Annotated in this window: 20 protein-coding genes; 14 read left to right on the top strand and 6 right to left on the bottom strand. The window is 41.0% G+C overall.

Features of this window, described 5'->3' with window-relative positions:
- Positions 1–32 precede the first annotated feature (32 nt).
- The 7 genes from CD03_RS0120345 (at position 33) to yicI (ending at position 8,461) form a co-directional block, all read left to right on the top strand.
- A complete protein-coding gene (locus CD03_RS0120345; protein ID WP_044289543.1) occupies positions 33–1,412 on the top strand; it encodes an ABC transporter substrate-binding protein in 1,380 nt (459 codons plus the stop codon).
- Positions 1,396–1,521: a hypothetical protein gene (locus tag CD03_RS38980; protein ID WP_255348105.1), complete on the top strand. Its 126-nt coding sequence runs from the start codon at positions 1,396–1,398 to the stop codon at positions 1,519–1,521. Before CD03_RS0120345 ends, CD03_RS38980 begins: the two co-directional genes overlap by 17 nt.
- Positions 1,499–2,380 (top strand): carbohydrate ABC transporter permease, encoded by an 882-nt coding sequence (locus CD03_RS0120335; RefSeq protein WP_242849131.1) that lies wholly within the window; start codon positions 1,499–1,501, stop codon positions 2,378–2,380. Before CD03_RS38980 ends, CD03_RS0120335 begins: the two co-directional genes overlap by 23 nt.
- A gap of 1 nt (position 2,381) precedes the next feature.
- Positions 2,382–3,251 carry a carbohydrate ABC transporter permease gene (locus tag CD03_RS0120330; protein ID WP_242849130.1) on the top strand — a complete coding sequence of 290 codons (870 nt, stop codon included), beginning with the start codon at positions 2,382–2,384 and terminating at the stop codon, positions 3,249–3,251.
- A 146-nt stretch (positions 3,252–3,397) separates the two neighbouring features.
- Positions 3,398–5,395, top strand: coding sequence for a glycoside hydrolase family 31 protein (locus tag CD03_RS0120325; protein ID WP_027295204.1), 1,998 nt, complete (start codon positions 3,398–3,400; stop codon positions 5,393–5,395).
- Positions 5,396–5,476: 81 nt separating this feature from the next.
- A complete protein-coding gene (locus CD03_RS0120320; protein ID WP_027295203.1) occupies positions 5,477–6,118 on the top strand; it encodes a YesL family protein in 642 nt (213 codons plus the stop codon).
- A gap of 69 nt (positions 6,119–6,187) precedes the next feature.
- On the top strand, positions 6,188–8,461 hold the full coding sequence (gene yicI, locus CD03_RS0120315; protein WP_027295202.1) for an alpha-xylosidase: 2,274 nt from the start codon (positions 6,188–6,190) through the stop codon (positions 8,459–8,461).
- A 43-nt stretch (positions 8,462–8,504) separates the two neighbouring features.
- Here yicI and CD03_RS0120310 read toward each other — a convergent pair whose 3' ends face one another.
- Entirely contained in the window at positions 8,505–9,908 is a 1,404-nt protein-coding gene (locus CD03_RS0120310) for an amidophosphoribosyltransferase (protein ID WP_027295201.1), read from the bottom strand.
- A gap of 199 nt (positions 9,909–10,107) precedes the next feature.
- Between CD03_RS0120310 and CD03_RS0120305 the strand changes: the two genes are divergently transcribed.
- From CD03_RS0120305 to CD03_RS0120285, 5 genes are all read left to right on the top strand, one after another.
- Positions 10,108–12,162, top strand: coding sequence for a DHH family phosphoesterase (locus CD03_RS0120305; RefSeq protein WP_027295200.1), 2,055 nt, complete (start codon positions 10,108–10,110; stop codon positions 12,160–12,162).
- The gene (gene rplI, locus CD03_RS0120300) at positions 12,163–12,606 is read left to right on the top strand and encodes a 50S ribosomal protein L9 (protein WP_027295199.1); all 444 of its coding nucleotides are present in this window, start codon (positions 12,163–12,165) and stop codon (positions 12,604–12,606) included. It begins immediately after the preceding gene.
- Between the two features lie 13 nt (positions 12,607–12,619).
- Positions 12,620–13,948, top strand: a complete 1,329-nt coding sequence (gene dnaB / locus CD03_RS0120295) for a replicative DNA helicase (protein ID WP_027295198.1) — start codon at positions 12,620–12,622, stop codon at positions 13,946–13,948.
- Between the two features lie 401 nt (positions 13,949–14,349).
- On the top strand, positions 14,350–15,204 hold the full coding sequence (locus CD03_RS34195; RefSeq protein WP_044289539.1) for a hypothetical protein: 855 nt from the start codon (positions 14,350–14,352) through the stop codon (positions 15,202–15,204).
- Positions 15,205–15,400: 196 nt separating this feature from the next.
- Positions 15,401–16,234, top strand: coding sequence for a helix-turn-helix domain-containing protein (locus CD03_RS0120285; protein WP_081820487.1), 834 nt, complete (start codon positions 15,401–15,403; stop codon positions 16,232–16,234).
- A gap of 147 nt (positions 16,235–16,381) precedes the next feature.
- Here CD03_RS0120285 and CD03_RS0120280 read toward each other — a convergent pair whose 3' ends face one another.
- The 5 genes from CD03_RS0120280 to pflB form a co-directional block, all read right to left on the bottom strand.
- A complete protein-coding gene (locus CD03_RS0120280) occupies positions 16,382–16,879 on the bottom strand; it encodes an anti sigma factor C-terminal domain-containing protein (protein WP_255348130.1) in 498 nt (165 codons plus the stop codon).
- A gap of 180 nt (positions 16,880–17,059) precedes the next feature.
- Positions 17,060–17,230, bottom strand: coding sequence for a DUF362 domain-containing protein (locus CD03_RS0120275; RefSeq protein ID WP_027295195.1), 171 nt, complete (start codon positions 17,228–17,230; stop codon positions 17,060–17,062).
- 101 nt (positions 17,231–17,331) lie between these two features.
- A complete protein-coding gene (pflA, locus tag CD03_RS0120270) occupies positions 17,332–18,081 on the bottom strand; it encodes a pyruvate formate-lyase-activating protein (protein WP_027295194.1) in 750 nt (249 codons plus the stop codon).
- A gap of 44 nt (positions 18,082–18,125) precedes the next feature.
- Positions 18,126–18,368, bottom strand: a complete 243-nt coding sequence (gene grcA3 / locus CD03_RS0120265; protein WP_027295193.1) for an autonomous glycyl radical cofactor GrcA3 — start codon at positions 18,366–18,368, stop codon at positions 18,126–18,128.
- Between the two features lie 102 nt (positions 18,369–18,470).
- Positions 18,471–20,567 carry a formate C-acetyltransferase gene (gene pflB, locus CD03_RS0120260; RefSeq protein ID WP_027295192.1) on the bottom strand — a complete coding sequence of 699 codons (2,097 nt, stop codon included), beginning with the start codon at positions 20,565–20,567 and terminating at the stop codon, positions 18,471–18,473.
- A 358-nt stretch (positions 20,568–20,925) separates the two neighbouring features.
- Between pflB and CD03_RS0120255 the strand changes: the two genes are divergently transcribed.
- Entirely contained in the window at positions 20,926–22,683 is a 1,758-nt protein-coding gene (locus CD03_RS0120255; RefSeq protein WP_027295191.1) for a cache domain-containing sensor histidine kinase, read from the top strand.
- Positions 22,661–24,229, top strand: coding sequence for a response regulator transcription factor (locus CD03_RS0120250; protein WP_027295190.1), 1,569 nt, complete (start codon positions 22,661–22,663; stop codon positions 24,227–24,229). Before CD03_RS0120255 ends, CD03_RS0120250 begins: the two co-directional genes overlap by 23 nt.
- Positions 24,230–24,288: the final 59 nt, after the last annotated feature.

The raw sequence follows: 24,288 nt of genomic DNA, 5'->3' as shown, positions 1-24,288 counted from the left end.
CATCTTAAATACGAAAAAGGAGGAAACAAACTATGAAAAAGAGGTATCAGAGATTGGCTGCGGCAGCTTTGGCGGGAATGATGATAACAGGCCTTGTAAGCGGGTGCGGCAGTTCTTCATCCGGAAGTTCCGCCACGGAAAAAGGCACAGATCCGGCTGCGGCTGCCCAGACCACAGAAGCCGGAGGAGAGACAACGGCACCGGATACAGCAGCAGGGGATAGTAAACCGGCATCGAACGGAGGAAAAGAAGTTACTTTATGGCACTATTTTGAACATGAAGCACCGATACTGGAAAAAATGGTGGAAGAATACAACTCCATGCAGAGTGATATTAATATTGTATGTACGTATATTTCCCGTGAAGAGCTGATGAAACAGTACACCATAGGTGCTGTATCAGGAGAACTTCCGGATATCGGAATGGTAGATTCACCGGATATGGCTTCTTACATTTCTTTGGGCGTATTTGAAGATATTACAGATCAAATGAAGGACTGGAAGGATTTAGAACAGTTTTATCCAGGACCCCTCAGCAGCTGTAAGGATGCGGACGGTAATATTTATGGGATACCTAATAACTCCAACTGTCTGGCAATCGCTTATAATGCGGACATGCTGAAAGCAGCCGGTTTTGATAAAGCACCGGAGACCTGGGATGAGTTTGAAGAGGTATGTGCCAAAACTACGAATGCAGCAGACGGTGTATATGGTTTTGCTATGTCAGCAATTGGTACCGAGGAGGGAACGTTCCAGTTTATTCCATGGCTGTACTCTGCAGGAGCTGACGTAGCATCCACAGATTCACCGGAAGCTGCCCGGGCTTTAGACTACCTGGCGGGGTTAGTAAACAAAGGCTATATGAGTAAGGAAGTTGTAAACTGGTCTCAGTCTGATTCTTATAATGCGTTTTGTGCAGGAAAAGCAGCGATGCTGGAATCCGGTACATGGCAGCTGGCACAGTTTGATGAAGGGATCAAAGGTGCATTTGAGTACAAGATCGCACTGCTTCCAAAAGATAAGAAGTTTGCATCCGTCATCGGGGGTGAGAACTTTGGCGTTTGCGCCGGAAGTGAAGCAAAAGAAGCCTGCGTTACATTCTTAAAATGGATGACCAGCGCAAAGAACAATGCAGCCTGGTGCGAAGGTGCAGGCAAATTCCCGGTTCGTGAAGATTCCGTCGCACTGAATACCACATGGTCAGATGACGAAAGATTTGCAGTTTTCAGTGATGAAATGAACTATGCGGTAGCAAGAGGCCCTCACGAGTCATGGCCTACAATATCAGAAGCTTTATATACGGCAGAACAGTCAGCACTGCTTGGTAATAAAACCGGCGAAGAAGCTATGAAAGAAGCAGCAGCAGTAATTAATCCGATCCTACAGGAGACTCCCATTGCAGTACAGGAATAAGAAATTCGGGAGGGCAATGATACAGGACGGGCGTGAAATCGCCCGTCCTGATATAGAAAGGATGTGGATTATTTATGAAAATGAGTATGGCAAAGAAGAAACGATTTGAAGGATATACTTTTATACTTCCTGGATTTCTCTATATGATTCTGATTTTGGGATATCCCCTGATTTATAACTTTATACTCAGCTTTAAAAATACGAATATTAAAAACTTTAAGTCAGGGGCATCCGTATTTGTAGGATTACAGAATTATATGCAGTTATTTCAGGATTCGACTTTCCAGCTGGTAATTCGGAATACCTTTATTTTTACCATCGCGTGTCTGGTGGTACAGTTTACCATAGGTTTTCTGTTTGCAATGTTCTTTTCTAAAAAGTTTACCTTTGCAGGACCGATTCGTGGACTTGTTTTAATTGGCTATATGATGCCAATGTCCGTTACCGCACTGCTTGGTAAAAATATGTTTGGCGTAACAGAGGGTGTAATCAATAATTTATTAATGAAACTGGGAGTGATACATACTCCGGTAGAGTGGCTGGTAAGCACCAGTACCGCTTTGATCGCGGTTATAGCCGTTAACTGCTGGGTTGGAATTCCATTTAACATGCTTCTTTTAACCTCCGGACTTACGGGAATATCGGACGATATTTATGAAAGTGCTTCCATGGATGGTGCAAACAAACTTCAGCGTTTTCTGCATATAACGCTGCCGCTTATGAAACCGGCTATCTTGTCTGTACTGATGCTGGGCTTCATCTATACTTTTAAGGCATTTGACTTAATGTTTGTTATGACGGCGGGAGGTCCATTAAATTCCACTGATGTACTGGGAACCTATTCCTATACGCTGTCGTTTACACAGTATGAATTCTCCAAAGGGGCCGCATCGGCTATGATACTGTTCTGCTGTTTATTTATCATTGGATTGTTCTACCTGAGACTCACTGCAAAGGAGGACGATTAGTATGAATGAAAAGATGAAGGCAAGGGGATTTCAAATTTTTCGTTATAAATCAGTAAGGGTTAATGCAATATACTGCATCATCTCTGTGCTGATAGCATTTGTTTTTCTGTTTCCCATTTACTGGCTGATCAGTATGTCCTTTAAGACAGACATGGAGTCTTTTGGAAAACTGGTGACCTATTATCCCCATCAGTTTACTTTTGATCCATGGCTTCAGAATTTGCAGGATAAGGATTTTCTGGTATCGCTGAAAAACAGTGCCTGCATTGCAGTCTGTGCCATGTGTATTTCCCTGGTATTCGGTGTACCTGCAGCTTATGGAATGGGCCGGTATAAGGTTCCGGGTCAGAAAGGATTCCTGCTGACCTTTTTAGTTACCCAGATGCTTCCGGCATCCCTGATGCTGACACCAATGTACCTTATCTTTAATAAGATTGGATTACTGGGGACTTATATTGGACCGGCACTTGCGATTGCATCGGGTACCGTACCTTTTATTATTGTTACTCTAAGGCCATATTTTAAATCCATTCCCACCTCACTGGATGATGCTGCACGTATTGACGGATGCGGTGTGTATAAATCTTTTTTCAAGATCATGCTGCCGGCTATCAAGACCGGTATCATAACGGTTGTAGTTATTTCTTTCTTAAATGGATGGAATGATCTGGCGTACTCAATGACCTTTAATGTAAAACCTGAAATGAGGCCGTTGACTGCAAATATTTATAAATTCCAGAGTAAGTATGGAACAAAATGGAATTGTATTATGGCATATGGTGCCATCCTTGTTCTTCCGGTTGTCATTATATTTGTTTTTTTACAGAAATATATTGTTGGCGGTCTGACTGCCGGGGCAGTAAAAGAATAGGTGAAAGAATGCGGGACTGCGATATACGAGAGGTATACGGTTGAAAGAAAATTATGAGATAGAAAGGATGCCACGGTGTAATTCTTTCAGCCTGTTTTAATGTGGCAGTATTGCAGGCAAGCCTGCAATATGTAATGGGTATAAATATGATTAAATGTTTGGGAAATAAAATACTGAGACGTTTTGATAAGGAGTTACTATGTATTGAACCTTGGGGGGAAAATAGTTTTCGTGTCCGTGCCACACAGCGTCATGAGTTTCTTACAGAGGATAACGGGGCATTACTGGATCCGGCAGTATGTGAGAGTAAGGTATATAAGGAGAATGGAGATACTGTTCTGGTAAATGGCAAACTCCGCTGTGAAATTACACCCACCGGCAAACTGCGTTTTAAAAATAATAAGGGGGAACTTTTACTGGAAGAATATGAGCGGATCCGGGAAGAAGTCCAGGGGCGGAAGGAGTTCAACAGTGCCCTTGAAATTGTACCGAGAACCTTTGAACCCCATCCCAATACCGATAACTATCGTCTGATGGTACGGTTTGAGCCAAATGAAGGGGAGAAGCTATATGGATGTGGGCAATATCAGCAGCCATATCTGGATGTGAAGGGTTGTACGCTGGAACTGGCTCACCGCAATTCCCAGGCAAGCATCCCCTTTGTACTTTCTAATAAAGGATATGGAATGCTTTGGAATAATCCGGCAATCGGCTATGTTACGTTTGGTAAAAATGTGACGGAGTGGACCGCTCATTCAACCAGGCAGATGGATTACTGGATCACTGCCGGAGATTCCCCGTCAGAAATAGAAGAAGCTTATGCTAATGCCACGGGCAAAGTTCCGATGATGCCGGAATATGGAATGGGATTCTGGCAGTGCAAACTGCGGTATCAGACCCAGGATGAAATTATGGAGGTAGCCAGGGAGTATAAAAGGCGGGGGCTGCCAATATCGGTCATTGTAGTAGATTTCTTCCATTGGCCTAATCAGGGGGACTGGAAGTTTGATCTGGATTATTGGCCGGATCCCAAGAAAATGGTGGACGAGTTAAAAGAAATGGGTATTGAGCTGATGGTCTCTATCTGGCCTACGGTTGATGCACAGAGTGAAAATTATAAAGAGATGGAAGAATTGGGATATCTGACACGCTCGGAATATGGGAAGCGGATTGGCCAGCTGGGAGATGCATGTGTCATTGATCCGACAAATCCGGAAGCCAGAGCCTATGTGTGGAATAAAATCCGTCAGAACTATTATGATCTGGGAATTAAAATTTTCTGGCTGGATGAGGCAGAACCTGAATTTACCGGATATGAGTACAGCCACTACCGCTATTTTAAAGGGGCAGATATGGAAGTGGGAAACATCTATCCCAGAGAATATGCCAAAATGGCATATGAGGGAATGGAAGCAGAGGGACAGGAAAATATCGTAAACCTGCTGCGCTGTGCCTGGGCAGGGTCTCAGAAATACGGAGCCCTGGTGTGGTCCGGGGATATTGATTCGTCTTTTCGCTCTATGCGGAACCAGCTGGCAGCCGGGCTGAATATGGGATTATCAGGAATTCCCTGGTGGACGACAGATATCGGAGGATTCCATGGAGGAAACATTCAGGATGATAAATTCAAAGAGTGTCTGATCCGATGGTTTGAATTTGGAGCATTTTGTCCTGTATTTCGTCTGCATGGTTTCCGTGAACCCTTTAAGGAGGCGCTTGGAACAACCGGAGGCGGTAAACACATCAGCGGAGCAGAAAATGAAGTCTGGTCTTATGGGGAAGAGGTTCTGTCAGTCTGTATAAAGTATATGGAGCTGAGAGAAAAGATGAAGCCCTATATTACAAGGATCATGAAGGAAGCTCATGAAAAAGGAACACCGGTGATGCGCCCATTATTTTACGATTTCCCACAGGACAATAAATGCTGGGACACAGAGGACGAGTATATGTTTGGCCCGGATCTTCTGGTAGCACCGGTACTATATGAAAATGAAAGGCAGCGCAAGGTATATCTGCCTGATGGTAAGTGGCGGAATATTCATGACAATAAAGAGTATCAGGGTGGGCAGGAAATCAATGTAAATGCACCGATTGATGAGATACCTGTATTTGTCCGGGAGGGATCACTGGAAGAAATCTGTTAGTATTTAAGTGTAATAAATATTCTCTTACATGCCGTCATACGGTGCAGCAGGCATAATCAGAATTTGAAGAGGAGGTAAAGTATGAAAAAAGACGTGGGTAAGAAACGGCTATTTGATTTTGGAGGCGGCTATACAGGGATCATGGGAAAGATTTTTGATTTACTGCTGTTAGGAGTACTTTGGATTATCTGCTGCATTCCGTTAATTACAATAGGAGCATCTACAACCGCTCTTTACTACAGTGTGGTAAAATCAGTAAAGAAAGATAAAGGCTATGCCTTGCGTGAATTCTTTCATGCTTTCCGTCTGAATTTTGTCCCTGCAACCGTGATATGGACAGTAACAGCGGCAGTAACCTTTGTTGTCCAATTAAATATGGGAATTCTAATGCAGAAAACCAGCAGCTATACCGGTCTATTCTTTATCTGCTTTTATTTCCTGGCATCGGTCTTTGTATTTGCAGCTGCATGCTATGTATTTCCTGCACTGTCACGGTTTGATATGAGCGCGGGGTGGATAATAAAACTTGGAATGTATATGTCGGTAAGGTATTTTCTGACTACCCTGGCTGTATTTTTAGTAATAGCCTGTGTGCTGGTTTTATTTTGGGCACTGCCGATGAGTATATTTTTTACACCCGGAGCTGCAGTATTTATCATTTCTGATTTTATGGAGCGTGTTTTAGAAAAACATATGCCGGTTACGGTACAAGAGTTTGAATAAAAATAGAAGAAGGGAAGCCACTAAAAGGCGGAAATTCTGCTCTGCCTGCGGTGGATAAAAGGTGTAGGTATGAAATTTACAAATGGTTATTGGATGCTGAGAGAAGAAATGACTCCGGCATATGCGACAGAATATGCAAGACATATAATTGATGGAAATACTCTTCAGATCTATGTACCGGGGAGTCACATCTTAGGCAGAGGCGATTGTCTGAACCTGCCCATGCTTACCATTACATTAACCAGCCCGATGGAGGGCATTATTAAAGTCTCTGCAGTGCATCATATGGGAGCGGGCTGCAGCGGGCCTTTTGCAGAAGTTACAGAGACAAATCCTGATGTAACCATTCAGGATCAGGAAAATGTTCTGGTGTATCAGAGCGGAAGCCTGAAAGCCGTGATTGACAAATCTCCAAATGGATGGAAAATGGCATTTTACGAAGGAGAATGTTTCCTGACAGAGAGCAGTTTTCGAAATCTTGCACATATGACAAATAGAAAGACGGGAAAATGTTATATGTTGGAGCAGCTGGCTATCGATGTGGATGAATATATCTACGGTTTGGGAGAACGTTTTACGCCTTTTGTAAAAAATGGGCAGATAGTTGAGATGTGGAATGAAGACGGTGGAACAGCCAGCGAGATTGCATATAAAAATATACCCTTTTATATTACCAATAAAGGATATGGTGTGCTGGTAGATAATGAAGGAGATGTTTCCTATGAAATAGGCAGTGAGAAAGTGGAACGGGTTCAGTTTTCGGTAGAGGGCGAACGTCTGGATTACTACTTTATAGGGGGAGGAAGCCCAAAAGCAGCAATCCGGAAATATACGGAGCTGACCGGAAAACCGGCACTGCCTCCTGCATGGTCCTTCGGCCTGTGGCTGACAACATCCTTCACTACCGACTATGATGAAGCAACTACTTCCGGTTTTATCCAGGGGATGGCTGACCGGAAAATTCCGCTGTCTGTATTCCACTTTGACTGCTACTGGATGGATGCGTACGAATGGTGCAGCTTTATATGGGATCCAAAGGTATTTCCGGATCCAAAAGGAATGCTGCAGCGGTATCATGACAGAGGATTGAAGATCTGCGTTTGGATTAATCCATATATCGCTCAGCAATCCTATCTGTTCAGAGAAGGCATGGAAAATGGATATCTGGTTAAAAAATCCGACGGAAGTGTCTGGCAGACGGATCTGTGGCAGCCGGGTATGGGATTGGTTGATTTTACCAATCCGGATGCGGCAAAATGGTATCAAAGCAAGTTAAAGACACTTCTTGATATGGGGACAGACTGTTTCAAGACTGATTTTGGAGAACGTATTCCGGTGAAGAATATCACGTATTTTGACGGTTCAGACCCGGTTAAGATGCATAACTATTATACCTATTTGTATAATCAGACTGTGTTTGAATTACTGGAAAAAGAGCGGGGCGAAGGAGAAGCTGTATTGTTTGCCCGTTCTGCAACAGTTGGAGGACAAAAATTTCCGGCACATTGGGGAGGCGACTGTTCTGCTTCTTATCTTTCTATGGCAGAAACTTTACGGGGCGGTTTATCCCTGGCGCTCAGCGGATTTGGTTTCTGGAGCCATGATATCAGCGGTTTTGAACAGACCGCATCAGCGGATATCTACAAACGCTGGTGCCAGTTCGGACTGCTGACCTCTCACAGCCGGCTTCATGGATCTTCTTCTTATCGTGTACCCTGGTTGTTTGATGAAGAAGCTTGTGAGGTACTGAAAAAATTTGTAAATATCAAATGCAGCCTGATGCCTTATCTGTACAGACAGGCAGTTATAGCTCACCAACAGGGAATACCCATGCACCGGCCTATGTTTATAGAATATCCCGACGACCGTGCCTGCGATACCCTGGATAAGCAATTTTTCTTAGGAGATTCTCTTCTGATAGCACCTGTTTTTAAAGAATCTGGTGAAGTGGATTACTATCTGCCAAAGGGTATCTGGACAAACCTGCTTACTGGTGAGAAACAAAAAGGCGGAACCTGGAGAAAAGAAAAGCATGATTACTTTTCTCTGCCCCTGATGGTAAAGGAGAATACAATACTGCCGGTGGGAAATAATGCTGAAGAAGCATCTTATGATTTTGCGGACGGTGTTACACTCTATCTTTCAGAATTTACGGAGGGAGCAATATCGACGGTAGAAATAACGGATCAGAAAGGGAATACGGTCATGACTGCTTCGGCAAGACGTGAGGGCAATAAGATTACACTAACCACAGAATGTGGAGGTAAAAACTGGAAAGCGGGACTGCTTGGAGCAGACAGTATAATAGAAGGAACAGGAAATCAGATTATAATTGAATGTTAAAAACAGCAGCCTGGGAAGAAAACATCCGGGCTGCTGTATCTTTTTATTCTTTTCCGTTCCAGCAATAGGTACACAATTTGCATGGTTCGATGCCGATAGAAGCCAGCATATCATCCAGCCGGTGGTAACGCAGGGTAGTGAAATTAAGCTGTTTTCGAATTTCGTCTATCATTTCGATATAGTTCTGGCTGTCCGGATTGGTGTAGTCATCCAGCATATTGATATCGTTTTCCCCTTCCCGTTCACGAATAATCCGTCGTGTAATCAAATCCATTTCAGAATTTGAACGTGAAAAGTTCAGATATTTGCAGCCGAACATTAAAGGCGGGCAGGCAGGACGTATATGTACTTCTTTTGCACCCTCCTGGTAAAGAAATTCAGTAGTTTCCCGAAGCTGTGTACCGCGTACGATAGAATCATCGATTAATAACAGTTTTTTGTCACGGATTAAGGCTTCCACCGGAACTAACTTCATTTTCGCGATCATATTACGCTGGCTTTGTTTCGGGGGCATAAAGGAACGGGGCCAGGTTGGTGTATATTTAATGAAAGGGCGGGAATAAGGAATCCCGGTTGCATTTGCATAACCGATTGCGTGAGCAACTCCGGAATCAGGAACACCGGCAACAACATCTGGTTTAACCGTATCCCGGTTAGCCAGAAGACGTCCGCAATTGTAACGCATCTGCTCCACATTGACTCCTTCATAGGAGGATGTGGGATATCCATAATAAACCCAGAGGAAGGAACAGATCTTCATTTTTTCTCTTGGTTTGCTGAGGGTTTCCACACTTTCAGGGGTGATTCTTACAATTTCGCCCGGCCCCAGTTCTTTATAATCGAGGTAACCCAGGTTGACATAGGCAAAACACTCAAAGGATACACAATAGGAGTCTTCCTTCTTGCCAATTGCAAGTGGTGTTCTTCCCATACGGTCTCTGGACGCATAAATCTCAGTAGGGGTCATAACCAGCATGGTCATGGAGCCTTCTACCATCTCCTGAACATATAACATTCCTTCTAATATAGAACTCTTTTGATTGATTAGAGAAGCGACCAGTTCGGTTGCATTAATCAGACCGCCGCTCATTTCCAGGAAATGAGTACAGCCGTTGTCATATGCATTTTGTACCAGCTGGTCAATATTGTTGATTTTACCTACGGTTGTAATGGCAAAACTGCCAAGATGTGACTGCACCAATAAAGGCTGAGGTTCATTATCAGAGATACAGCCGATTCCCAGATTACCCTCCAGTTCATCAATGTCCCGTTCGAATTTAGTACGAAAAGGGGAATTCTCAATATTATGGATTGCCCTGTTGAATCCGTCTTTTCCATAGACTGCCATACCGCCTCTTCTGGTACCCAAATGTGAATGATAGTCAATTCCAAAGAATAAATCTTGCACACAGCTTGTCTTTGAAGCTACGCCGAATATTCCACCCATGTATTCCACTCCTTAATGTTTTCGTTAGTTTTTTGATACAGCTTCATTCTAACATAATATGACCGGAAATAACAAGGGGATTTCTATAATCACATTTTGTTTGAAAGAGGACTACATAAAAAGGTCTTTCCCACTAATAGATTTTGTGATAGAATAGAGTAGTTAATACTATCCTTTTTTAAGTATGGGAGTACAATCTATGAAAAAGATAAATAGAAAGATTAAATATAGCGGAAGATTAAAATCATATATGCAATGGCCGCTGGCCCTGGTAGTGTTTTTACTGCTGATGAATATTGCAGTTTTTGCAGTGGATACCAAGGCCGGGATCGCAGCAGCGCTGTTCAGTGTGGTATATATTGTTTTGATTATCGGCGTATTTGTATTGTACAAACCCCGTATTATGACAGAACTTGTGTCGTTTGCCACACAATATGGGCAGATACAGAAGAAGATGCTTCAGAAATTTGCGATACCTTATGGCTTGCTGGACACCGAGGGTAAGATCATATGGATGAATGAGGCATTTTGTAATGCGGTGGGAAAAGATCCGAAATATCATAAGAATATATTAAACCTGTTTCCTGAGATCAGTGTTAATGTCTTGCCTAAAAATGAAGATATCCAGACCATAGAAGTTCATTTTGACGGAGAAGATTACCGTGCCCAGCTTCAGCGGGTATCGATTGAGGAACTGGCAGATTCTGTAAATATTGTAGAAGTGCCGGAAGACCAGAATTATTTAATTGCGGTATATCTGTTTGATACAACAGAATTAAATCAGTATATAAGAGAAAATAAAGAGCAGAAACTGGTTGCCGGACTTATTTATATTGATAATTATGATGAAGCCCTAGAGAGCGTGGAGGAAGTCCGCAGATCGCTGTTGATGGCACTGATAGACCGTAAAATAAATAAATACATCACAAGCCTGGATGGTATTGTAAAGAAAATTGAGAAAGATAAGTATTTTATTGCTATCAGACAGAGATCTTTAACAACGCTGGAATCTAACCGGTTTTCCTTATTAGAGGAAGTAAAGTCCGTTAATATCGGCAACGATATGAGCGTTACACTTAGTATCGGTATTGGTGTAAATGGAAATGGCTATGTACAGAATTATGATTTTTCACGTATTGCAATAGAACTGGCGCTTGGGCGCGGCGGCGATCAGGCTGTCGTAAAGGATAATGAGAAAATTTCTTATTACGGCGGAAAATCACAGCAGATGGAAAAGAGTACCCGTGTTAAAGCAAGGGTAAAAGCACACGCATTGCGTGAGTTTATTGACAGCAAAGAAGATGTGGTGGTCATGGGCCACAAGATTACCGACATTGATTCTTTTGGAGCTTCCATAGGTGTCTACCGTGCGGCGAGGCTCATGAATAAAAAGGCTCATATTGTAATCGAAGATGTAAACAGTTCGATTCGTCCCTGGATGAATATGTTTTTGAATAATAAAGATTATGAAAGTGATATGTTTGTAAACCATGCCCAGGCGGAAGAAATCGTAGATAACAATACGGTTGTGGTAGTTGTTGATACCAATCGCCCAAGTATGGCTGAATGCTCGTCTATTTTAGAACAGACAAAAACAATTGTTGTTCTGGATCATCACCGCCAGAGCAGTGAAGTTATTAAAAATGCAGTATTGTCTTATATTGAGCCATATGCATCTTCAACCTGTGAGATGGTTGCTGAAATACTGCAGTATTTTGTGGATGGCATTAAGCTTAAGAACATAGAAGCAGATTGTATCTATGCAGGAATTATTATTGATACAAATAATTTTGTGGCAAAGACGGGAGTTCGTACCTTTGAAGCAGCAGCATTTTTAAGACGCTGTGGAGCAGATGTTACAAGAGTCCGTAAAATGCTCAGGAATGATATGTCTGCATATAAGGCGAGGGCAGAAGCGGTCCGTCATGCGGAGCTGTTCCTGAACTGCTATGCATTTAGTATCTGTCCGAGTGAAAATATTGAAAGCCCTACGGTAGTGGGAGCTCAGGCAGCGAATGAATTATTGAATATTATCGGTGTGAAGGCATCTTTTGTGTTTACACCGTTTAATAAACAGGTATATATCAGCGCCCGTTCGATCGATGAGGTCAACGTACAGATCATTACAGAACGTATGGGCGGTGGAGGACATCTGAATATAGCCGGTGCCCAGTTAAAAGATACAACGGTAGAAGAGGCTATCAGCAAATTAAAGGATGTAATAATTAAAATGACAGAAGAAGGAGCGATTTAAATGAAAGTTATATTATTAGAAGATGTAAAATCACTTGGAAACAAAGGCGCAATTGTAAATGTCAGCGATGGATATGCAAGAAATTTATTCACGAAAAAACTGGGCATTGAAGCAACACCAAAGAATATCAATGACCTGAAGCTTCAGAAAGCACATGAGGAAAAAGTAGCGCAGCAGATTCTGGATGAGGCAAAGGCGTTTGCAGCAGAAATTGCTGAAAAGCAGGTTACCGTATCCATCAAAGTCGGAGAGGGCGGAAGAACATTTGGCTCTGTTTCCACCAAAGAAATTGCAGAAGCAGCGAAGGCGCAGCTGGGATATGATATTGATAAGAAAAAAATGATGCTTACAAGTCCGGTCAAGGCTCTTGGAACTACGCTTGTTCCAATCAAGCTGCACCCTAAAGTAACAGCAGAATTAAAGGTTGTAGTAAAGGAAGCTTAGGAGGAAGTCTGACATGGAAGAAGCACTCATAAAACGAATATTGCCACATAGCGTCGAGGCAGAACAGTCTGTAATTGGCTCTATGATCATGGATAGAGAAGCGATTATGACTGCTTCCGAGATTATCAGCAGCGAAGATTTCTATCAGCACCAATACGGGGTTTTATTTGAATCCATGCTGGAGTTATATAATGAGGGCAAACCGGTGGATCTGATTACATTACAGGACCGCCTGAAGGAAAAGGAAGTTCCTCCTGAAATCAGCAGCCTGGAATTTGTCAGGGATCTGCTAAATGCGGTACCAACCTCGGCAAATGTAAAATACTATGCAAATATCGTCCAGGAAAAATCAATGCTCAGAAAATTGATTCGTACTACGGAAGATATCGCTAATACCTGTTATGTGGCTAAGGACAGGCTGGAAGACATTCTGGGAGATACTGAGAAGAAGATATTTGATATCGTCCAGTGCAATACCTCGGGTGATTATGTTCCGATTAAAGAGGTAGTGCTTAACGCGTTGGATAAAATAGAACAGGCTGCCAAGAATAAGGGAAGTGTTACCGGAATCCCTACTGGATTTATAGACCTGGATTATAAAACGTCAGGATTCCAGCCCTCCGATCTTATTCTGATAGCAGCTCGTCCATCCATGGGTAAAACTGCTTTTGTATTAAATGTTGCACAGAACATGGCTTTCAAAGAAAATAAAACAGTGGCTATTTTCAGTTTGGAAATGTCAAAAGAGCAGTTGGTAAATCGTCTGCTCTCTCTGGAATCAAAGGTTGATTCACAATCCATACGAACAGGAAATCTTTCAGATGAAGACTGGTCTAAGCTGATAGAAGGTGCAGGAATTATTGGAAAATCCCATTTGATCATCGATGATACACCGGGTATCTCAATTAATGATTTACGTTCCAAGTGCCGTAAATATAAACTTGAGCAGGATCTGGGAATTATTATCATCGACTACCTGCAGCTGATGACTGGAAGTAAAAAAACGGATTCCAGGCAGCAGGAAATCTCAGATATTTCCCGTTCTCTGAAAGAAGTTGCAAGGGAATTACATGTACCTGTGGTTGCTCTGTCCCAGCTTAGCCGTGCCGTTGAACAGAGGCCGGAACATCGGCCAATGTTATCTGACCTTCGTGAATCCGGGGCGATTGAGCAGGATGCCGATGTGGTAATGTTCCTGTATCGTGACGATTATTATAACAAAGATACAGACAGGCCCAATATTGCGGAAGTTATCATTGCAAAGCAGAGAAACGGTCCGATAGGCACGATAGAACTTGTTTGGCTGCCGAATTACACGAAATTTGCAAACATGCAGAAATAAAGGAAAGAGCGTTCATCTTAAACGGTGAGCGCTTTTATTATAAAATTTATATACATTATGTTAATATAATTATAGAAATTTTATAATATAAATATTTGTGTTGACTTTTAAGATGTTGTGTTCTATAATAATAATATATTTCTAATAGAGCAGTTCTGCTTTTAATTCCCATATAAAATAATTTAAGTATTGTGTTTAAAATGATATTCCTGGCAAGGTGGTTTAAAGGTATTGCAGTAAGTATTAGTTCCTGTTTGAAGTTTAAATATTCTATCTGCACGTCCCGCTTGCCGTATATTAACTCGCATTAGAGTATGATTAAAAAATAAAATGGATCTTTCGCTTCTTATCTTGAGGCATACAGTAGTTGTGGTAATGGATCCAAAGAAGGGAGTGGATTCATGCCCGGGGAGATGTTGCAATGGCATCCGGCTTTTTATGCAGTATTGCAGATAGAGCTGCAGGATGAGTCGAAACATCTGGACTTTGAGAATGAACATATGCTGGGTACCAAACCAAAGCAAATTGATGTATTGGTAATAAAAAATAAAGAAAATTTCCGGATTAAAAAGAATATCGGTCAGATTTTTCGAAAGTATAATATTATAGAATATAAAAATCCAAGAGATTATTTAAGTATAGATGACTTTTACAAAAGCTATGCATATGCCTGTCTGTTTAAGCAGGAAGGAAGTACTCATGATCCAATCGATATAAGGGATATTACCCTGACGTTTGTAAGCAGGCGTTTTCCCGTAAAATTAATTAATCATTGGAAAAAGGTAAGAGGCTTTCAGATTGTGAAACAAGAGGAAGGGATTTTTTATATTTTGGGTGATATTATGCCAATGCAGTTACTCATAACCAGAATGCTTACAAAAGAGGAAAATCTGTGGTTAAGAGGATTAGATGAAGGAATAAATGACAGAAGGCTAATTGAAAATTTATCGTGGGAATACGAAAAGAATCAAAAAAACCAGCTCTATCAGTCAGCGATGAATCTTATTATAAGATCCAATAAAAATGAGTTTAAGGAGGCAAAGAATAATATGTGTGAAGCAATCAGGGAGTTATTTAAAACGGAAATAGAAGAGGCAGTAGGGGAAGCAGTAACGCGGGCAACAGGTAAAGCCAGGTGTGATATGCTGAATGCATTAGAAGACATTCATAACAATGTACCCCTTATTAAGGTACAGGAAAAATACATCTTAACAAAAGAAGAGGTTTCCCGTTTGGAAAAATTAGCAATGTACTAAACACGTTGAACAGGAAATACGTCGAAGCCTGCATTATACTGATGAATCAGGCATATTCCTGACATTAATTGCGATATCTCCATGTTTGAATCTAAGAATCAATATGATATAATAGCCATGTGCAGATTTACTTTTTGCTTATGGCCAAAATGCCTGTATAGATTCTATTTTATAATGGAGGGGACGTATGGAAATAATGGACGAGACGAGATATATGATCTCCGATGCGGCTAAGAAGGTCGCAGTTGAAGCGCATGTTCTGCGTTATTGGGAAGAGGAGCTGGAGCTTCCCATTGCGCGGACGGAACTGGGTCACCGATACTATACAGAAGAAAATATTCGTATATTCCAGAATATTAAAGAACTCAAAGAGAGAGGATTTCAATTAAAAGCGATAAAAGTTTTAATACCGGAGATTGCAAAAAGAGAAATCAAGAATACAGATAATATTATTCACCTGGAAGAAAAACTAAACAGGAAATCACTTGATAAAGATCATGAAGCAAATAAACCGGAGCAGGATATTGATTCCATGCCAGAGAAAGATCAACATAAAGAACAATCATCTGAAGGCCCTCAGAAGCCCCATAAGGAGATTTCAAATGAAGGTTCGAAGGACAAGTCCCATCAGAATGGAAACAAACAGGAAAGAGCCGCTAAGGACAGTAAAAAAGAAATGTCTTCGGATAAAAAAGAATCCGAAAAGTGCGATGCAGATGTATTGGAAACGGCGCTGTCAGATCTGGATTTCAATGTGGACAAGCTGCTGCAATTTGAAAAAATTGTGGGTAACATCGTCACTTCTGCTTTAAAGGAAAATAATAAAGAGCTGAATGAGCAGATCAGTGAAAGTGTTACCAAAGAAATTGACTACCTGATGAAGCTGCGTGAGGAAAAAGAGGAAGACAGATACAGAAGATTGGATGAGACTATCCGCGCGCACCAGAACCAGGGCTCTAAACGTCTTGTGGCTGCAACGAAGTCCGAGGATGCAAAGCAGAAAAAAGGATTCTTTTTTTGGAGACACTGATTGTAAAACGTATTTTTCCTCTATATACCTATGCTGCTTTATTCTCTGGTATTACAAAAGTGCTCGCCTTATAATTATAGGTGAGCACTTTTGTTTAGGTCTGAATAGACCAGCGTCAGGTCGTATAATGTACGATTTGCAAGTATTTCAGGATTCATAATAAACAGATCTTATAATATCTGAATGTTGTAATTTTTCAATGTCTTTTTTGTTAAGCCAGCTTACGAAGCCGTAAATAGATAACCCGTTTTCTTCTATATAAGAAGATGTAGATTTTAAAATTCCTGTTTCAATGCCAATCATTTTGCAGAAGGTATTCTGATTAGAAAGATACCGAAGCATACTGACCATATGATTTTTCATGGTGTTTTCATCATTTGTCAATGCATCCAGCTCATTCAGAGAGAGATCAGTTGAATCCAGTTTTAAATATGGATATCTGTCCGGATAAGGATTGTGCTGGATAATACCTTCCGGCTGAGTTTGAAAACCGGTTATATAGTCCAGGTAAGAATCCGTCTCACCGGTTCTGCATGCCACCCATGATAGATTTATATCATTTTCTTTTTCAAACGATTTAAAATCTGAGAAAGACTGATAATCATTAAAGGAGATATAGGTTTTATACATTGTTTCATCCTGCAGATCATAAATTTTATGTTCTATATCTTTTTTATTGAGTGAGCTCCAAGTCCACTGGGCATAGTGCTGTTCTGGCTTAAGCAGCAGGTTGCCTGCCGGCTGCGAGCAGTGAATTAAATCTGGGATTAGTTTTCAGACATAAAAAAAACACGGGAGGAAATCTCCCGTGTTCAAATACCTTAATTATTCTGCTGAGATAGCGCCTGTTGGGCATTCAGCTTCGCATGTTCCACAATCTAAGCAAGTATCTGCATCGATTACGTATTTTCCATCACCTTCGCTGATTGCTTCTGCTGGACATACTGGAGCGCATGATCCACAAGCTACACATTCATCTGAAATTACATATGCCATGATAATATCCTCCTTAATTAATATACTGTTTTTTGACTTGTCTACCAAGCCTTTCAATTTATTCTAATACATTTATAATGAATATACAAGTGAAATATTTGTTAATTTTTCTGCCGTTTTTGTCGAATTCCGTCTAAAATCAGGGATTTTGCCCATACAACTTTTTCCTTGGGACAATTGTCCAGATCTTTGAGGGGATAATCGATTCCCAGCTGTTCATACTTACTTTTTCCCATATTGTGATAGGGAAGCACATCCAGTGCCTTCAGGTTAGACAGACCCCCTATATAATTGCCAAGCTCTGTCAGATACTTTGGATCATCAGTAATTCCGGGTACCAGTACGTGGCGGATCCACACAGGTATTTTCTTTTTTTCCAGATATTCGGCAAACTGGAGAATGCGTTCGTTGGAGTGCCCGGTCAGCTTTTTATGAGCTTCCATATTAATATGCTTGATATCCAGCATAACCAGATCTGTCACGGATAATAAACGATCAAGCTTTTTTAAATACTCAGAATTTCCCTGAACAAAGGTGATGCCCGAAGTATCAATGCACGTATGAATATTTTCTTTTTTTGATTTTTCAAAGAGATCTGTTACAAAGTCAATCTGAAGGAGAGGTTCACCGCCGGTGACGGTGATACCTCCGTTTTTATAAAAGGCACGGTTCTTATCATAGTTGGACAGAATTTCTTCTGAATCCATCCATGTGCCGGCATTTACCTCCCAGGTATCCGGGTTGTGGCAGTATTGACAGCGCATGGGGCATCCCTGGGTAAATACAACATACCGGATACCCGGCCCGTCTACAGTACCAAAGCTCTCTAAAGAATGAATACGGCCTTTCATAGTTATACCTCCTGAATCCTTAGATTGATGACAATCACGCAATATTACATTGCACCATGGAATGTTCTGGAAATAACTTCATCCTGCTGTGCTTTTGTCAGTTTGTTAAAGTTTACAGCATAACCGGATACACGAATGGTAAGCTGTGGATATTTTTCGGGATGAGCCTGTGCGTCCAGTAATGTATCACGGGTGAACACGTTTACATTTAAGTGATGGCCGCCTTTTTCAACATAGCCATCTAAAAGATTAATTAAGTTTTCTACCTGAGCATTATTTACTGTCATAGTATTGTCCTCCTTATAATTGATAATTGCCTGTGCGTCAATCGGTTACATCTATTTCGAATATATGGGTAGGATAAGCCCTCCATATAATTAATTTAGATTTTAGTTTTCTTCATCTTCTACGCCGTCAAAAAGTGTTGGCGCATTACAGCTTCCACAGCCAAGATCCATATCTACGGAGATATCGCCTGCGAAGATCTGATCATCTTTACCAAGTGCTCCCGGAATAATGGAGAAGGTATTGGAAATACCATCCTGTGCTTCACGGAATGGAAGTTTGGATACAGATGCGAGGGAAGCAACTGCTCCGTGCTCATCACGTCCATGCATTGGGTTCGCACCCGGTGCAAATGGTTCTCCGGCTTTTCTTCCATCCGGAGTAGCTCCTGTGTTTTTACCATAAACAACGTTTGAGGTAATTGTCAGGATAGAAGTTGTAGGGATACCGCCACGGTATGTGTGGTTTCCGCTGATATATTTCATAAAGGTTCTTACAAGGTCAGCTGCAATACTGTCAACACGGTCATCATCGTTTCCGTATTTTGGGAAGTCTCCTTCTACCTGGTAGTCAACAACGATTCCGTCTTCATCGCGGACTGCTTTAACTTTCGCATACTTGATAGCAGACAGAGAGTCAGCTACTACGGAAAGACCAGCGATACCGGTTGCGAACCAGCGTGTTACTTTTTCATCATGCAGAGACATCTGTAATTTTTCATAGCAGTATTTATCATGCATATAGTGAATGATATTTAAAGTATTTACATAAACTCTTGCAAGCCACTGCATCATGTCTTTGTATGCGGACATAACTTCATCATAATCAAGGTATTCAGATGTGATTGGTCTGTATTTCGGTCCAACCTGTTTCTTGGAAACTTCATCAACACCACCGTTGATTGCATATAATAAGCATTTTGCAAGGTTTGCTCTTGCGCCGAAGAACTGCATTTCTTTACCAACCCGCATAGATGATACACAGCATGCAATTGCGTAATCATCACCATGAGTTACTCGCATGAGGTCATCGTTCTCATACTGGATAGCAGAAGACTTTATAGACATTTTAGCGCAGAAAGCCTTGAAGCTATGAGGAAGTCTTGTGGACCACAGTACGGTCAGGTTTGGTTCAGGAGCAGGTCCTAAGTTGTCTAAAGTATGAAGATAACGGAAAGACATTTTTGTTACCATAGGACGTCCGTCGATACCAACACCACCGATGGATTCTGTTACCCATGTCGGGTCACCGGAGAAAAGGTCATTATATTCAGGTGTACGCGCAAATTTAACAAGACGAAGTTTCATAATAAAGTGGTCTACGAATTCCTGGATTTCTTCTTCTGTAAAAGTGCCATTCTTTAAGTCACGTTCTGCATAGATATCGATGAAAGTAGAAGTACGTCCAAGAGACATAGCTGCACCGTTTTGTTCCTTCACAGCTGCCAGATATCCAAAGTATAATGCCTGGATTGCTTCTTTGGTGTTTGTAGCAGGTTTGGAAATATCGCATCCGTAAATTTCACCTAATTTTTTTAATTCTTCAAGAGCACGAATTTGTTCGGATAATTCTTCACGGTTACGGATAACATCAGAGTACATGATGGTACGTGTGCTTTCTTTTTGGTCTTTTTTGTCTTCGATCAGACGATCAACACCATACAGAGCAACACGACGGTAATCGCCGATGATACGTCCGCGTCCATAAGCATCCGGAAGTCCGGTGATGATATGGCTGGAACGGCATGCACGCATTTCCGGAGTATAGGCATCAAATACACCTGCATTATGTGTCTTTCTGTGTTTTGTGAAAAACTCATCAACTTCAGCATCTAATTCATAACCATTGTCTTTACAAGCTTTTGCCGCCATGCGGATACCGCCGTAAGGCTGTAAAGAACGCTTGAAAGGTTTGTCAGTCTGGAATCCAACAATCGTTTCTTTCTCTTTATTCAAATATCCAGGACCATGGGAAGTAATGGTGGAGATAATCTTAGTATCCATATCCAGCACGCCGCCGGCTTCCAGTTCCTTTTTGTTCAGATCCATTACCTGAGCCCACAGTTCCTTCGTGTTTTCTGTCGCCTCAGCCAGGAAGGATTCATCACCTTCATAAACTGTATAGTTTTTTTGGATGAAATCACGGACATTAATTTCTTTTGTCCAAACACCACTGTTAAAATCATTCCATTCGCTTCTCATACATTACCTCCTACGATATGATATTCTTAATTTTCCCCACAAAAGCCAGGGAATATTTATTGAAGTATTGTTAATTAATTGACAGGATTATCATAACATGTACATTGTATACACGTCAAGGGCGGTGATGCACTTTTTCGAATACAGTAGGTCTTAATGAAAAAGATTATTATATATTGACAAAATTGGTAGGATATAAAATCAATATTTGTAAATATTGCGAAAGGATTGTTATAATATAGCATATTGGATGTTATATGAGAGCGGTGCCTTATAACATGGAGAGAAGAGGTTGCTTTTTGTGGTTAGTACGATGTAAAATGTGGATAATAGGAAGATACTGAGGGGGAAATGTGGATTGGGAAAATTCAGGGATTTAACGCTGAAAAGAAAGTTATTCTCATCATTAGTGATTTTTGTGATTATTCCGCTGCTGATTGCGGGGGGATGCTTTTCTATATGGATCAATCATATTGACAAAAAAAGCAGTTGTGAGTCTGGTATTATTATACTAAAAGAAGTACATAAAGATGTGGATAAAATATTTTATGACGTAGAGGATGTTACGTCAAAGTTGATGATTAACAGCTGGATGCAGAAAATTTTGCTTGGAACAGCCACGAAGAAAGATTACTGGGAACTGAAAGAATGGTATGACAGCACAACCAGGAATAAGGAATATTTCAGTGCGCTATGTCTGAGTATGGATGGGAAAATCATCTATCAGAGGGGAAAGGTTCTGCATACGGAAAACAAAGAGTACTTAGAACAGATGGAGCAGGCAGAAGGGAAGAGCTTTTGGTCCCAGCCGTATATTCTGGATCTGTTTCCTCTATATAAAGAAGATAAAAAAGAAACAGTTGTTACATATTATAATGGTATACATCCACAGGAAGGTGTAAATGCTGTCTTAAGTATCAGTGTTCCGGAGGAAGAGATGTGTGCGGCATATCAGCCTTATCTCAATCAGAATTCATGGGAAAGTTTCTTAATGGATTGCGATGGAAACATTATGTCAGCTACCAATAAAGAAGAACTTGGTCAGACATACAGCAGGTATGAACAAATCAGAGACAAGCTTGCGGGGAATCAGGGATATTTTGAAACCACCATTGAAAATAAGAATATGACGGTCTTATATACGAAAAGCAATAGGAATGGGTGGTATTTGGTCAATGAGGTTCCCACTAAGGAGATTCTGAGATCCAATACATTGTATGTTTATTTGATGGTATTGGCCGTTAGCCTTTGTGTGACTTTTGGTTTTATATTTGCAAAAGTGCAGGAACGATTTATTATCCGGCCTTTGGACAAGCTGCTTGGGGAAATGAAAAAGCTAAAAAAAGGGCAGTTTAATATTGAACTGGTGAATAACAGCCGGGATGAGATTGGGACAATAAGCAGCGAATTTGTACAGGTATCAAAACGTTTGGAAGAATTGATTCAGGAGGTATATATATCTAAGATTTATAGCCAGGAGGCGGAACTTCAACTGTTAACTTCTCAGATCAACCCACATTTTCTATATAATACACTGGATTCCATTCATTGGCTTGCAGTTAAGGAAAAGGATTATGATGTTGCTGAACAGCTGGAGGCATTGTCTGATATCTTTCGGCATGTACTTAGCCGCGGAAAAGAAATGGTGACTATTGAAGAAGAGGTAAATCATCTTAAAAATTATATGTTTATCATGAATTCCCGGTATAAAAACCGTGCTAAAATGCGGATTGAGATGGAAGAGGGTTTGAAATATTTTAAAATTCCCAAGTTAATTCTTCAGCCATTGGTGGAAAATGCAATGCTGCATGGGTTAGAACCAAAGATAGAAGGCGGAACAATTGAAGTATGGATTCAAAAGGAGGACGAATTGCTGACGATAATTGTCCGTGATAATGGGGTTGGTACGGATGAAGAAAAGATACGGGAAAAATTGGCGGATGCTCAGGAAGAGCACAATGTATTTGCCCTGAAGAACCTGGATCAACGGATTAAATTAAAATATGGAAAAGAATATGGGTTGTATTTCAAGAGCAGGACAGGTGTAGGAACAGAAGTCAGGGTGACGATGCCAATGCAGGGGGAAGGAATAAATGAGAATCTTGATTATCGATGACGATGTACAGATAAGAGAAGGAATAACCGAAGGAATAGACTGGTCCAGTCTGGGTATAGAAGAAGTTCGAAACTGCGGTGATGGAGCTTCAGGACTGGTCATATATGAAGAATTCAGACCGGATATTATTTTAGCAGATGTCCGGATGCCGGAAATGGATGGTCTGGAATTTTTGCGGAGGATTCGGGAAAAGGATGAAAATGTAAAAGTAATTATGATCAGCGGCTATTCTGATTTTGAATACTTAAAAAGTGCTATTAAATACGGTGCAGAGGACTACGAACTGAAACCTATTAAAGTTAAAAATTTAATCGGTCTCATCAGCAGAACAAAGCAGAAAATAATACAGGAGCGCTTTTCAAAGGCAAAAGTAGAGGAATATCAAAGTTCATATGAAAAAAATTTTATTCGGGAGGTGCTTCGCGCAGAGGTGGTAGATCCAAATGTAATTGTGGGATTTCTTCAAACGAGATTTCGTGCCATGGATACCAGAACTGCTATCTGCGGTGCGTTGATGGCTGATCCGGATACTGACAGGAGTGAATATAGTGAACTGGATCGAAAGGTGCTGTATTATATAGAGAGTCTGGAGGAAGATATCAGCTGTTTTCGTATCAGGGGAGGCCAGTATCTTCTTCTAATGCCCGCACTGCCTTCCAGTCTGTATGTGTTCAATCAGCAGAACAAGATGAAAAGCTGTTATGATAAAATGAAACAGTGTGACTGGTATCGGGAAGGTGGGATTACGATTTCCCTTGGGGTCAGCACGGAAGTGCCCTTATCTCAGGTAAAACGGGGATACGATCTTGCATGCAGCTGGCTGGAATACCGCATCTGTGACGGAAGAGAAAGTGTCCACATTCAGACTGGGGCGACCTGCAGGAATCGCCAAACAGATGAAATTAAGAATATACCAGATCTTACGAGAGCTCTAACAGAAGCTTTTTTGAATAAAAGTGAGTCCCGTATAGAACAAATAGTGGACCAGGTGGGGAACATCATGCGGCATAACAGGGCTATAGATATGAATATTGTACTGGAGTTTTTATTGGACAGTTGTATCGAAGTAAATAATTATTACATAAAAAATGAATACAGAAAAAAACCATTTCATACAGTTTCCATACATGCCCGGTTGGATAAGTATTATTTTTTGGATGATTATCTGGAATATTCAAAAATGTTGTTTAAGGAGGCTTTGAATCAGGAAAAGCAGGAGATATGGAATAAGTACAGCAGTGCAATTGCAAAAGCTGTTCATCATATAGAGATGCATTATATGGAAAATCTGACAGCTGAGTATATGGGAGAATATATAGAAAAGACACCAAATTACTTCAGCCATCTGTTTAAAAAAGAGGTCGGAGTTTCTTTTAAAGAATATCTGAACCGGATGCGTATGGAAAAAGCAAAGGTATTGCTAGTAGACACAGATCTGAAAATATACGAAGTTGCAGAAAAGGTTGGATTTCATGACTCCATCTATTTTTCCCAGGCATTTAAAAAATGTATGGGGTGTTCACCGGCAGAATGTAAAAAGGGGTAATAAATGAAGTGTGCAGGAGCAGGAAGAATCAGGGTGATAAGCCCGGGTTCTTCCTGCTT

This window comes from Robinsoniella sp. KNHs210, assembly GCF_000686105.1.
In the GTDB taxonomy this organism is placed as follows: domain Bacteria; phylum Bacillota; class Clostridia; order Lachnospirales; family Lachnospiraceae; genus Robinsoniella; species Robinsoniella peoriensis.
Note: the sequence above shows the minus strand (reverse complement) of the source record. Positions and strands in the feature narration are given on the sequence as shown.